Origin of the sequence: Ruminococcoides intestinihominis (genome assembly GCF_040096285.1) — a bacterium.
In the GTDB taxonomy this organism is placed as follows: Bacteria; Bacillota; Clostridia; order Oscillospirales; family Acutalibacteraceae; genus Ruminococcoides; species Ruminococcoides intestinihominis.
Genome location: NZ_JBBMEY010000014.1, coordinates 39,936 through 52,703 on the forward strand (window position 1 = coordinate 39,936; position 12,768 = coordinate 52,703).

Here is a 12,768-nt window from a genome sequence, read left to right on the forward strand (position 1 = left end):
ATGATTCTGAACGGCGGGTGGTCGTGAATTGCTTGAACGAAATGCGAAACAACCTTATTGCTAAATGAATTGATTTTTTCATAAAAGATTAACTGTGCTGTAAACATCAAAAGGATTTACAGCACAGTTTTTGCTATTCATTTTCTGTTTAACAGATTATTCAACCTTCATCATTCGGTAGCCTACGCCGATATGCGTTTGGATATATTGGAGAGAATCTGCGTCCTTCTCCAGCTTTTTGCGGAGCGTTGCCATAAAAACACGCAAGGAAGCAATATCGTTATCCCAACTGCTGCCCCAAATGTTCTGGGTAATAAAGGTATGGGTTAAAACCTTGCCGATATTTCTTGAAAACAGACACAAAAGCTTATATTCAATAGGTGTAAGGTGCAGTTCATCGTCGCCGAGATAGGCGCATCCTGCGGCATAATCTATACGAAGCTGACCGTTTGTGAAAACAGACGCTTCGGCGGCGGCCCCGTTCTGTATCATATTAAGCCGCCTTTGCGTTACCCTGAGCCTTGCCAATAATTCTTCCACAGAAAACGGTTTGGTCAGATAATCGTCGGCCCCCGCATCGAGTGCGTCAATTTTATCGGTATCTTCACTTCGTGCGCTTATGACTATAATCGGCATATTCGACCAAGTGCGGATTTTTTTGATTACTTCAACACCGTCAATATCGGGAAGTCCTAAATCTAAGAGGACAATATCAGGATTGTGCGATGACGCTTCCAAAATGGCGGTGGCGCCGTTTGGCGCAGTTAAGTATCTGTAATCGTGTGCTTTAAGGGTTGTCGTAATAAGATTTTTAACCGAATTATCATCTTCAACAACCAATATCAATGGTTTATTCATGAATTTCTACCTCCCTGGCAGATAATGTAATGGTAAACACCGTGCCGTGCGGTGTATTATCCGAAACGGTTATTTTGCCGCCGTGCGCATTTACAATGGAACGGCATAGAGATAATCCCAAGCCTAAGCTGCGGCGGCTGTCGGCTATTTTATTCGCTCCGCTGTAAAACATATCGAATACCCGCGCTTTCATTTCATCCGGTATCCCGTCGCCGTCATCGGCAATAGATATAACGGCTTTATCTCCTTGCTTCCAGGTTTTAATCAGAATATTGGAGCCTTTCGGCGTGTATTTAATGGCGTTGTCCACAATATTTATAATAACCTGCACCATCAGCTTTGCGTCCATTTTGGCAAGAAGATAGTCTTCTTTCTGCCGAACGGTAATATGATGTTCTACGCTTTTTCTGTTCACATGATGAAGCGCTTCTGTAATGACATCGTCCACTAAATCCTCTGTAATATGAAGATTCAACCGTCCCTCTTCAATTCTTGTTACCGAAAGTAGATTTTCCACAAGATTGATAAGCCACATAGAGTCATCGTAAATATCTGTATAAAGCTGATTCTTTGTCGCTTCATCAAAGGAATTGCCGTTTGATATAAGATTGCTTGCGTTCCCCGAAATAGAAGTAAGCGGTGTTCGCAGATCGTGCGAAATAGCCCGCAGGAGATTAGCACGGAGCTGTTCATTCTTAGCAAGAATTGCCGCTTCTTCTTTTTCTGTTGCGTTCTTTTCGTTTTCCAGCGACAAAGCACACTCACCGAGTATAGACAAAAGGATACTCTTTTCAAACGCATCAAGCGGCTCATTGCCTATATAAATACCGACAACACCGTAGACTCGGCTGTTTACCCTTACGGCAAGGTATAGGCACTTTGCATTTGAAAGCGTTTCTGTAGTAGCGCCTGCGTGCTTGTTATTCTTTAGCACCCACTCCGCCACTGCCTTCTCCTTTGTATCCGTTATTTCTTTGTCTGTTTTCTCACCTGAAACTGTGAAAATATGAGCTTCGCCGAGTGTTTCGCCCTCAGTCAGATAAAACACTATATCCTTTCCGAGCAGTTTTATAAGCTGATTTGCCGTTGCGGAAACGATTTCGTTTTTGTCTTTTGCCTGTTGCAAAAGCTGATTTGTATCAAACAGCACCTTTGTTCTGTAAGCAGCCTTTGCAGACTGTTTCGCATGCTCTTTTAACTTCACGGCAAGCGAGCTTGTGAGCAGTGCCGCCAAAAACATAATTAAAAAGGTGACAGGATATCCTTGATCGTAAGCCCGAAGTGTGAACTGCGGATCGGTAAAGAAAAAGTTGAAAACCAAAACGCTGACAATAGAAGAAATCAGGCTGTAAATCCGATGTCTTGTAACGACTGAGGTCACAAGAACGCCGAGAACATATACCGTGATGATATTTGCCTCTGCAAACCCCAATTGCCTGAACAGCATTCCTATACAGCTTGCCAAAATTAAAATGGCAACGCTTTTTAAAAGATCGGAAACCGAAAACACGATTCCATTTTTCTTCCTTGCTTTTTTGGCGCGGTATGCGGTGTTTTTACCGTCAGTATCGGGTATGATATGCACATCTAAATTCGGTGCGTTTGCAATCAGTTTTTCTGTAAGAGTAGGTTTAGAAAATATGCTCTTTCGGGTTGCGGAGCTTCTTCCTATCACAATTTTTGAGACTCCCGAAAGCCTTGCAAATTCGGCAATTTGATAGGAAACATCTTCACCGTACACGGTTTCAATTTTAGCGCCTAATTGTTCTGCAAGACGCATATTGCTTCGCAGGCGTTTTACATCTTCTTCAGGCATAACCTGATAATCAGGAGTTTCCACAAACAGCGCGGTAAAAGCGCCCTTAAAGGCATTCGCCATCCGGGCGGCAGTGCGAATTATTTTTGCATTCGACGGTGACGACGAAAGGCATACAAGAATATGCTCATCCGTATGATAATCACTGTGGCTTTTTATTTTTACGGCTTCGGTAAGAAGATTTACCCTGTCTGCACAGCGTCGCAAAGCAATTTCACGAAGCGCCGTTAGATTTTCTACGGTAAAGAAATTCTCTGTAGCACGCTCAGCCTGAGTCGGGCTATAAACTTTGCCCGCTTGCAGCCGTTCAATCAATTCCTGCGGCTCAATATCAACAAGCTCAACCTGACTTGCGTTATCAAATACCGAATCGGGGATTCGCTCATGTACCATAATGCCCGTTATAGATGCAACGGTGTCATTTATACTTTCAATATGCTGAACGTTTATCGTGGTATAAACGTCTATTCCCGCATTAAGTAACTCTTCAATATCCTGATAACGCTTTGTATGTCGGCACACGGGGGCATTGGTATGGGCAAGCTCATCCACAAGAATTAACTGTGGATGTCTGGCAAGTGCAGCGTCCAGATTAAATTCTGAAAGAGTAATTCCGTTATATTCCGAAACAAGATTCGGAAGACATTCCAATCCGTTTACAAGCGCGGAGGTCTGCGGACGGGCGTGGGGCTCAATGTAACCCGCAACGACATCAATACCTCGCCTTTTTGCCGAATGTGCGGCTTTCAGCATTGCATAGGTTTTACCTACACCTGCGGCATATCCAAAAAATATCTTCAAATGCCCGCGATTAAGAGTTTGCTCTTCCTTTTCAATTTGCTTTAAAATCTGTTCCGGGCTTTGCCTTGTTTCGTCCATAAAAACACCTCCTGATTAAAAGAATTTTTTCTTTTTGAAGTAGATGATTTCTCCTATTGCGATAATAAGAGAAACAATAATCACCGACAGATAACCGTATCGCCACTCAAGCTCCGGCATATAAGCAAAGTTCATTCCATACCATCCCGTAATTAAAGTAAGAGGCAGGAAAAAGGTGGTGACGATTGTGAGAATGCCCATAATCTTATTTTGCCGTGCATCCTGCTTTGACTGATAAAGCTCACGAAGCTGAAGCATATTTTCACGAAGCAACTGAACATGATTTTGCAATCTCTCGGCACGGTGGGTAAATTTTTCCCAGTCCCCGGTATCGTCTGCAAATGAAGAACACGCGCGGGATTGAAACAACTCTCCGATATCTGTCAATTGTTCATAGTAAGCATTTAATTCGGACAGCTTTTGCCTGTGTTTTGTAAGCAACGGGAAAAAGTCTGCCGAACCGCCGGAGCCGATATTTTCTTCCATTTTTTCTGTTTCTGACTCGATGTGAGAAAGATAGAGAACATCATCCTCTATCATTTGCTCCATAAACTGCAAAAGAAGATGAGCCGGACTGTTCAGCTCCTGAAACATACTTATCCGTTTGTCTACCCATAATTTCAAATCGCCTACATCTTCCACAAATAAGAGCGACTGTCCCGTCAAATAAAAGCTGAAGGAAAGCTGCGGTGAACGCTGTTCGCTTTTTTGAGGCAGGCGTAATGTTCCGATGATGCAGTTTTTGAAAACCTCTGCTTTACAATAACGAATCGATCCAAGACAGTGAAGAAGTTCTTTATAATACGGTAGTTGTTTTTTACATTCGTGAAATTCCGCCGTACTCATAAATGTAAAAAACGGCTTTTTATCGCCGCAGTTTTGGGCGGCTTGCAGACTTCCGTCTTTTGAATTTATAAAGTATTGCATTACAACTCCCCCTTTCTACTTTTTATTATATCACAAGTATAAAAGTATTTTCTACTTTACATATTCCGCATTGATCACCGCTTGATTTGAAAAGAGAAAATCAGAGAAGCTATTTGCAAAGGCATTATTTGAAGCCTTTTTCCATATCACAGCGGTCTGAATTACGGAAGGATCCAGCGGTTTTATCGTACATCCTGCTTTCTCACAGATAATACTATTTTGCTTTGTAGAAATGATAAGACAGCGGTATGTATCGTCATTTGCAGAAGCATTGTTTTCAATAAAGCCAAAGTCAATGCGATTTTTGTTTAGCTTATCATATATATCCTCTGTATTTCCAAACAGGAAATGAAGCTGACAATTCGGCTTTCCTTTTGAAAACTTTTCAAATAGCGGTATCAGCGAATCCAAGATCATAGGATTATCAAACGCAATAAAAAGGCTGTTTTCTGCAATTTCTTCGTCAATTAAGTGGTGGTTATTTGCTAAAAAATCGTCAAGCCTTTTCATTATAAAGTAACCGAACACAATCATGACAGCCACTGCGCACACTAACAATAATTTTTTCATGCTTTTCGTCTTCTTTCGTAATTTATATGTGAAAACACTTTTGTATGTTTTTGGTATCACCCAGCACCAAAATAGTGTTACCCGGTATAAAGCTTGTTTCAGGCACAAAATTTAGATTCATTTTACCGTCGCGTTTAATCGCCATAATATTGATACCGTGCTTTTTACGCACATCTGCTTCAATAACGGTTTTTCCGATCCATTTTTCGGGTACGGCAATTTCAAAAATTGCATGATCGCTGTCCAACTCTATGTAATCGAGGATATGGTCGGCAGTATAGCGGATAGCCGTCCAATCCGCAAGCTGCCTTTCGGGATATACGATTTCATCCGCACCGTTTCGCAGAAGGAATTTTGCGTGTACATCCCGTGTCGCACGGGAAACTATCTTTTTGGCATCCAATTTCTTTAATAGAGATGTCGTTTCAAGCGAGCTTTGAAAATCGACCCTTGTTGCAACGGGCAGCATTAACAGTATGCTGCCTAAAATTATCACAGACAGAAAGCCTAATATAATAATCTGGAACGATGTAATGTGCTTGTGTTTTGGATTTTGCCGTTTTATCATAACGGATACCTTCGCAATCTTAATATCAAATTTAGACTATCTTTGTTTTATCTTAATCTGCATTAAATCGGCGTAAGCAAGATAAAGACGATATTAAGATTGCATAAAGGTAGAGGCGGAAAAGCCGAAACTCTTCCGCCTTAAAACTATTACAGAATTCCGTCCAGCATCAAATTTACTTTAAGAACATTTACTGTTTCTTCACCAAAGATACCTAAAAATCTGCCATCCGTGCATTCATCAATAATTTCCCGCACTTCATCCTCTGTCATATTATTGGCTTTTGCTATTCTTGCCACCTGATATTCGGCAGCAGCGGGGGAAATATGCGGATCAAGTCCGCTGCCGGAACAGGTTACAAGATCAACGGGTATTGTTGTTTCGCCCATATCTGGGTTTGCCGCCTGCAATTTTTCCACACGCTCTTTTACCAAAGCCTCATATTCTTCGCTTGCAGGAGAAAGGTTTGACGGAGAAGCATACATCAGAGTTTTCCCGTTTTCATCCTTGTAGGTTGAAACATCAATGTTCATAATGCGTCCCCACATATGTCCGTCATCTGTATATTGCTGACCGAGCAGCTCACAGCCGTATTTTTTCCCGTCAACCTCTATAATGCTACCATTTGCTTTATCAGGGAAAATGATCTGTGCTATCCCTGTTACAACACCCGTATAAACAATACCGCAAATTACCGTGAAAATCATGAAAATGACAGCCGCTTTCGGCAATATATTTTTTAATGTTTTCATTATAAAACCTCCTTATGCCAATCCGAACAGTACAAGCAGCATATCAATCAGCTTAACAAAGATGAAGGGTGCCACCAAACCGCCGAGACCGTAAATTAACAGGTTGCGGGACAAAAGCTTGCCTGCGGGAACCTCACGATATTTCACACCTTTGAGTGCCAGTGGAATCAGCGCAATAATAATCAGCGCATTGTAGATGATTGCCGATAAAACAGCGCTTTGCGGGGAATGAAGTCCCATAATGTTAAGTGCCGAAAGACCCGGATACAGTCCCATAAACAATGCGGGAATAATGGCGAAATACTTTGCTATATCGTTCGCTATGGAGAAGGTGGTCAGACTGCCTCTTGTCATCAAAAGCTGTTTACCGATACGGACGATATCAATAAGCTTTGTCGGTGACGAATCAAGATCAACCATATTTCCCGCTTCCTTTGCCGCCTGTGTGCCGGTGTTCATCGCAACTGCCACATCAGCCTGTGCAAGTGCGGGTGCATCGTTCGTGCCGTCGCCCGTCATTGCCACAAGGTGTCCTTTGCTCTGAAAATCGCGTATCATTTGAAGCTTGCCTTCGGGAGTTGCTTCGGCAAGAAAATCATCCACGCCCGCTTCTGCCGCAATGGCGGCGGCGGTCATCGGGTTATCGCCTGTAATCATAATGGTTTTTATGCCCATTTTACGAAGATCCGCAAACTTTTCCTTAACGCCCTGCTTGATAATGTCTTTCAGATGAATAACGCCTAAAATCTTATGATTTTTCGCTACAACAAGGGGAGTTCCGCCTTTGTTCGCAATCTCTTTAACGATTCGGTCGCATTCCTCCGAATAAATTCCGCCGCTTTCGGTTACATATTTTTCCATGGTATCTGCGGCCCCCTTGCGGATTTCGTTGCCGTGATAATCGACGCCGCTCATACGGGTTTTCGCCGTAAAGGGAATAAATGTCATGTTCTTGTCGGAAAGCTCTCTGCCGCGAATATTGAATTTTTCTTTTGCGAGAATAACCACGCTTCTGCCTTCGGGCGTTTCATCGGCAAGAGAGGATAGCTGTGCCGCATCGGCAAGATCTTGTTCACTTACACCGTCTACGGGAATAAATGCGTTCGCCTTGCGGTTACCGAGCGTAATTGTTCCGGTTTTATCAAGCATCAATATATCCACATCGCCTGCGGCTTCAATAGCTCTTCCGCTCATAGCAAGTACATTTGCTTGGTTCAGTCTGCTCATTCCCGCAATACCGATAGCGGAAAGCAATGCGCCGATGGTGGTAGGGGCAAGGCAGACAAGCAAGGCTACCAAGGTAGTAACAGAGGTGGGGTTATCAATTCCTGCCTGTTTTGCCGAGAATATGGAGTAGGTATAAAGCGATACCGTAACAAGAATAAAGATAATGGAAAGGGCGACAAGAAAAATCTGCAATGCGATTTCGTTTGGCGTCTTTTTACGGGAAGCGCCCTCGACCATGGCAATCATTTTATCAAGGAAGCTTTCGCCCGCTTCGCTTGTTATCCGCACAACGATCCAATCGGAAAGTACAGTAGTACCGCCAGTTACTGCGCTTCTGTCGCCGCCTGCCTCACGGATAACGGGTGCGGATTCGCCTGTGATAGCGCTTTCGTCTACGGAAGCGGCTCCTTCAATAACCTCACCGTCGCCCGGAATTTGCTCTCCTGCTTTCACAATGACAATGTCGCCTTTTTTAAGCAATGCGGAAGAAACAGCGGTTATCTGTTCTTTCTTATCGGCAGAGGGTATCTTGTGTGCCTCCACATCTTTTTTTGAAGCTCTCAGAGCGTCCGCCTGCGCCTTGCCTCTGCCCTCGGCAATCGCTTCGGCAAAATTGGCAAAAATACAGGTAAACCACAGAATAACTGCGATTGCCAAGGTATATCCGCTTGAAGCGTCCTTTAGTCCGAATAGGGATACAATCCACAGTCCGCTTGTGAGGATCGCCGAAATATATACCAAAAGCATAACGGGGTTTTGCACCTGTGTTTTGGGATTTAGTTTTACAAATGAATCTTTTATGGCTCTGCCGAGCATCTTTTTATCGGCAAAAGCATTTTTATTATTTGATGCCATAACAGTGCCTCCTTAAATAACATTACTGAAAAATTCAGCGAGCGGTCCTAACGCCAACGCCGGGAAGAAACTGAGTGCGCCTATAATAAGGACGATTAAAATCAGCAGGAATACAAACATACCGTTTGTTGTGGAAAGTGTACCTGAGCTTGTTGCAATCTTCTTTTTGCCGGCAAGACTGCCCGCAATCGCCAGTGTTCCTATGATCGGAAGGAAACGGGCAAACAGCATGACAAGACCGAGCGAAACATTCAAAAATACGGTGTTTGCATTAAAGCCGGCAAAGGCAGAGCCGTTGTTACCGCCACAGGAAGAATATGTGTACAGTATTTCGGAAAAGCCGTGCGCTCCGCCGTTGTTTAGGCTATCCGCCACACTCGGAACGACCGCCGCAAGTCCGCTGCCGATAAGAATAGCAATCGGCGTTGCAAGGCAAACAAGCACAGACCATTTCATTTCATAAGGTTCAATCTTTTTGCCTAAAAACTCCGGCGTTCTGCCGACCATAAGTCCGGCTATAAATACCGTCAGAATGGCAAAGGCAAGCATACCGTAAAGACCGCAGCCAACGCCGCCGAAGATAACCTCGCCGAGCTGCATCAGGAGCATTGTCACCATACCGCCGAGCGGTGTGTAACTGTCGTGCATGGAGTTTACAGAGCCGTTGGAAGCCGCCGTTGTAAATGCCGCCCAAGTAGAGGATGTTGCAATACCGAATCGGGTTTCCTTACCTTCCATATTGCCGCCCGCCTGGTTGGTCATTGAGACATTGACACCATCCTGTGCAAGTTGCGGCGTTGCAACCTGTTCGCTGACGGCAATCGTGCCCAGCGCCAGCGCAAGGCATATAAACATCGCCATAAAAATTGCAACGCCCTGTTTTTTATTCTTTACCGCCTTGCCAAAGGTGAAGCACAGCGCCGCAGGAATAAGCAAAATTGAAAGCATTTCAATCAAATTTGTAAAAGCATTCGGGTTTTCGAGCGGATGAGCGGAGTTAGCGCCCATATAACCGCCGCCGTTTGTACCAGTTTGCTTAATGGCGACCTGGCTTGCCGCAGGACCCATAGGTACAAACTGTTCGGTAACAATTTCGGCGTCTTCTATTTTTTTGCCGTCAACTGTTACGGTATTTGTATCAAGGTCAATTTCGGCGTTTTCAAGAATTTCGCCGTCTGCGCTTACCGCAATCGGTTCAACGAGCGATACGGTTTCAGCGCCTTTCAGGTTCTGAATCACGCCGCCGCCCACAAGGCAAAGGGAGATGATAAGATTCAGCGGAATCAAAATATGAATGATGATTCTTGTTATATCAACCCAAAAGCTGCCTAATCCATCGGCTTTTACTTTTATAAATCCCCGTATCAGGGCAAACAGCACGGCAATACCCGTAGCTGCGGAAACAAAGTTCTGCACGGTAAGTCCGAGTGCTTGGGTCAGATAGCTTAATGTGGACTCGCCGCTGTATGCCTGCCAGTTTGTATTGGTTACGAAACTGGCTGCGGTATTAAAGGACAAATCCCATTTTACACCCGAAATCCCCTGCGGATTTCCGGGAAGAACTCCCTGCAAAATCTGAAGCAAAAACAAAAAAATAAGTCCGATGCCTGAAAAAATCAGAACGGAAACGGCATATTTTTTCCAGTTCATTTGCTCGTCCTTTTTGACGCGCATAACCTTATACACAGCGTTTTCACAGGGCGTTAGAATTTTGGAAAGAAAGGTTTTCTCTCCGTTCATTACTTTCTTGATATAAGCGCCGAGCGGAATCGCCAAAACAATAAGAACGGCAAGATAGAGTATGTATTGTATTACCGCACTCATTTTTGCTCATCCCCTTTCATCAGTATGTAAACATAGTAGATCAGCAGTGCCGCAGCACAAAGACCGATAAATCCGATTATAATATTCATAGTCTTACCTCCTTGTTTGATATTTTAACAGCAAAAAGATTAAATCGGGATTAGCAGAATATACAGCACATTAAAACTATATTAAGACGCTTACAGCCATCCGAAAATCAAAGCAATCGGAACCGTAATAATTACGGTGAAGAAAAACACGGCAGCGAGAACACAAATCGGCATACCGATAAATACCGCAAAAAAGGACAGATACGGATGCTTGAATGCGAAATGTTCCGCCCGTGCTTCAATGCGCTTATCAAATTCGTGTATAGCTTTAAATATGGTTGACATATTTAATTCCTCCTTACGCTTATAATGACTATTGGTTTAAGTGAATTCAAATGAATGTTCATTTGAATTCACTCGATATTCATTGCAATGGGCATAGTCAAATTTTCTTTGAAAATTTGCTCCCAAATCAAAGATTTGGGGGCGAAATAGTGCATTTAAGCACTGTTTCGACCACCTATGACAGTTATAGATTAGCACAGGAGAAATAAAAACGGGAAAAAGACCTCATTGATTACTGTTAAGAAAAAATAAAGCCTAAATTAGCGGAACATACCTACCAAAAAGGAAAGCGGCGACAGAAAGAATAGAATCTTCCTGCCGCCGCTTTTTGCTAATTTATAAAGAATAATTGATATTAAAAAATCAGCGTTACGGAGAATAATCGCCGTAACGCTGAAAATTTTATAATCTTTCAAGGATTAGTGTGTCTTTGTATCGCTCATCTGTAAACACCTGTGGGAAAGGCTGCCCCTTTGTGGTGTCTTTGTAAGCGTTTACCCACGCATACTTAACGACCTCTTTTACACTTTGATTGATTGCTTCAAAGTGTTTCGTAGCACACTTTATTTTGATTCGTTCATCATCATTAAGTCCATCAGCTTCCTTATCCCATTTTGTTTCTGCGATAAAATACATAGCAAAGTTCTCGTTGTCCTTTTGATAGACAATCGCCCAGTCAGGAGAGTAATTTCCTGCCGGAGTTTCAAGAACAAAACCGCCTTTTTTGAGCTTAGTGTATAGCATTACATTCGAATCATCGTCAAGAGCTTTTGCAAACTTCAATTCGCCTTCGCTGTCAAACTTGTATTTTAAGTTCATCGCTTTTTGTGAGCTGGATTTGGCGTGAATAGATATTTAATCTCGTCCTCGTTGACAATCTTATCTACCTCGAAAATATCCTTTTCAAGAGCACCAACACCCTCAATAAGTTCGGCTGTCAAAAACTCCTTACTCTTGAATTCTTTGAGCAGCTTGTTAATTGTTTTAATCGCTTCTTCAAGATAATCCTGATTGTTAATTTTGTTCCTTGCTTCTGCTGATAAACCTTTTATTATCCTGATGATAGCTAATCTCGGCAGCATCGTATTTGCCATTATAACATTCACAAGATCGAACAAGGGCTTTGGCTCATAGGTTATTGTGTGAGTGTCACTATCTTCGACCTGCTTTTGTGCATTAGCCATCTTCATTTTTCGGGAATCGTTGAAATCCACCTCGGCTTTTGTTATCTCAAACTGAATAAAATCATTCTTGCGTAAGAGTTGGTTTTCAATTCCGGCTGTTGCCCTATGTATAAACTCGTCCTTGTCGAGTTTGTAGCGATATACAGAACGCTTTTGCAAGATTGACAAGAGCTTTTGATACATATTGTAAAACTCTGCTTCGGTTACATATTTCTGCGTTTTGTTTTCAAAGGGCGGCTCGTCACCATTAGCAATTTCAATCTTTTTGCTGCCTTTTTCCTTCATTGCCTTTACAAAGGTTTCTTTTATCATTTCTGCGTGTTCAATAAGAACAGGATCATTAAATTCAATATTGGTAAAGTCAACCTCTGATGTTTGCATAATGATTTTGCCTGATTTATCTACCTTGACATATTTGGAAGCAACAAGCTCACGCTTGAAAGCGTCATAAGCGTCCTCGACCTTATCTTCAGGTACACCTGCTTCAATGATTGTCCTTTTGATAATATCGGCAGTAACTTCTTCTTTATTGAATCCTGATGACTGATTATAGTCATTCTGTAAGGAATCAGCAAAATGGTCATAGTAATCATTTGCTACGATTGTCAATTCATTGATAGCACTGTCATAACACCTTGCACCGGATACATCAACAGGTAAGCGCAAGCCACGTCCGACCTCTTGCTTTTTTGCAATGTCGCTGCCTGTTTCTTTGATAGTAACAAGAACAAAAACATTTGGATTAGAGAGTTTATCATATTTTTGATAGAGTAACAGGGGGAATATGATATAATAAAATCAATATTCCAATGGAGGAAACCATGAGCAGAAAATATGATAAGCGATTAAAAGCAAGTGTAGTATATGATATATGTGAATTAGGCAAATCTACAAGTAGAACTGCAAAAGAATACAACATCCCTCTTAAAACTGT

11 protein-coding genes are annotated in these 12,768 nt (G+C 42.6%); all 11 read right to left on the minus strand.

Going from position 1 to position 12,768, the window contains the following annotated elements; all coding sequences use genetic code 11:
- Positions 1 to 156: 156 nt before the first annotated feature.
- Positions 157 to 858, minus strand: coding sequence for a response regulator (locus WMO18_RS05305; protein ID WP_211148049.1), 702 nt, complete (start codon positions 856 to 858; stop codon positions 157 to 159).
- On the minus strand, positions 851 to 3,553 hold the full coding sequence (locus WMO18_RS05310; protein ID WP_211148050.1) for an ATP-binding protein: 2,703 nt from the start codon (positions 3,551 to 3,553) through the stop codon (positions 851 to 853). The genes WMO18_RS05305 and WMO18_RS05310 overlap by 8 nt, the downstream gene beginning before the upstream one ends.
- A gap of 15 nt (positions 3,554 to 3,568) precedes the next feature.
- The gene (locus WMO18_RS05315; RefSeq protein ID WP_211148051.1) at positions 3,569 to 4,480 is read right to left on the minus strand and encodes a magnesium transporter CorA family protein; all 912 of its coding nucleotides are present in this window, start codon (positions 4,478 to 4,480) and stop codon (positions 3,569 to 3,571) included.
- Positions 4,481 to 4,531: 51 nt separating this feature from the next.
- Entirely contained in the window at positions 4,532 to 5,050 is a 519-nt protein-coding gene (locus WMO18_RS05320) for a type 2 periplasmic-binding domain-containing protein (protein ID WP_211148052.1), read from the minus strand.
- Between the two features lie 22 nt (positions 5,051 to 5,072).
- Positions 5,073 to 5,618, minus strand: a complete 546-nt coding sequence (locus WMO18_RS05325) for a potassium channel family protein (RefSeq protein ID WP_248004717.1) — start codon at positions 5,616 to 5,618, stop codon at positions 5,073 to 5,075.
- A 149-nt stretch (positions 5,619 to 5,767) separates the two neighbouring features.
- Entirely contained in the window at positions 5,768 to 6,370 is a 603-nt protein-coding gene (kdpC, locus tag WMO18_RS05330; RefSeq protein WP_211148053.1) for a potassium-transporting ATPase subunit KdpC, read from the minus strand.
- A 12-nt stretch (positions 6,371 to 6,382) separates the two neighbouring features.
- Positions 6,383 to 8,452 (minus strand): potassium-transporting ATPase subunit KdpB, encoded by a 2,070-nt coding sequence (gene kdpB, locus WMO18_RS05335; RefSeq protein WP_211148054.1) that lies wholly within the window; start codon positions 8,450 to 8,452, stop codon positions 6,383 to 6,385.
- Between the two features lie 12 nt (positions 8,453 to 8,464).
- The gene (kdpA, locus tag WMO18_RS05340) at positions 8,465 to 10,276 is read right to left on the minus strand and encodes a potassium-transporting ATPase subunit KdpA (RefSeq protein WP_211148055.1); all 1,812 of its coding nucleotides are present in this window, start codon (positions 10,274 to 10,276) and stop codon (positions 8,465 to 8,467) included.
- Positions 10,277 to 10,455: 179 nt separating this feature from the next.
- Complete coding sequence (locus tag WMO18_RS05345; protein ID WP_211148056.1) at positions 10,456 to 10,650, minus strand: hypothetical protein; 195 nt, start codon at positions 10,648 to 10,650, stop codon at positions 10,456 to 10,458.
- A gap of 402 nt (positions 10,651 to 11,052) precedes the next feature.
- Complete coding sequence (locus WMO18_RS05350) at positions 11,053 to 11,469, minus strand: restriction endonuclease (protein WP_211148057.1); 417 nt, start codon at positions 11,467 to 11,469, stop codon at positions 11,053 to 11,055.
- Entirely contained in the window at positions 11,466 to 12,500 is a 1,035-nt protein-coding gene (locus WMO18_RS05355) for a hypothetical protein (RefSeq protein ID WP_211148058.1), read from the minus strand. The genes WMO18_RS05350 and WMO18_RS05355 overlap by 4 nt, the downstream gene beginning before the upstream one ends.
- Between the last annotated feature and the right edge of the window lie 268 nt (positions 12,501 to 12,768).

What these genes read in the sequence shown, in the direction of transcription:
- WMO18_RS05350 (WP_211148057.1), bottom strand. Translation starts at nt 11,469, where the DNA reads ATGAACTTAAAATACAAGTTTGACAGCGAAGGCGAATTGAAGTTTGCA.
- WMO18_RS05305 (WP_211148049.1), bottom strand. Translation starts at nt 858, where the DNA reads ATGAATAAACCATTGATATTGGTTGTTGAAGATGATAATTCGGTTAAA.
- WMO18_RS05310 (WP_211148050.1), bottom strand. Translation starts at nt 3,553, where the DNA reads ATGGACGAAACAAGGCAAAGCCCGGAACAGATTTTAAAGCAAATTGAA.
- WMO18_RS05345 (WP_211148056.1), bottom strand. Translation starts at nt 10,650, where the DNA reads ATGTCAACCATATTTAAAGCTATACACGAATTTGATAAGCGCATTGAA.
- WMO18_RS05325 (WP_248004717.1), bottom strand. Translation starts at nt 5,618, where the DNA reads ATGATAAAACGGCAAAATCCAAAACACAAGCACATTACATCGTTCCAG.
- kdpC (WP_211148053.1), bottom strand. Translation starts at nt 6,370, where the DNA reads ATGAAAACATTAAAAAATATATTGCCGAAAGCGGCTGTCATTTTCATG.
- kdpB (WP_211148054.1), bottom strand. Translation starts at nt 8,452, where the DNA reads ATGGCATCAAATAATAAAAATGCTTTTGCCGATAAAAAGATGCTCGGC.
- kdpA (WP_211148055.1), bottom strand. Translation starts at nt 10,276, where the DNA reads ATGAGTGCGGTAATACAATACATACTCTATCTTGCCGTTCTTATTGTT.
- WMO18_RS05320 (WP_211148052.1), bottom strand. Translation starts at nt 5,050, where the DNA reads ATGAAAAAATTATTGTTAGTGTGCGCAGTGGCTGTCATGATTGTGTTC.
- WMO18_RS05315 (WP_211148051.1), bottom strand. Translation starts at nt 4,480, where the DNA reads ATGCAATACTTTATAAATTCAAAAGACGGAAGTCTGCAAGCCGCCCAA.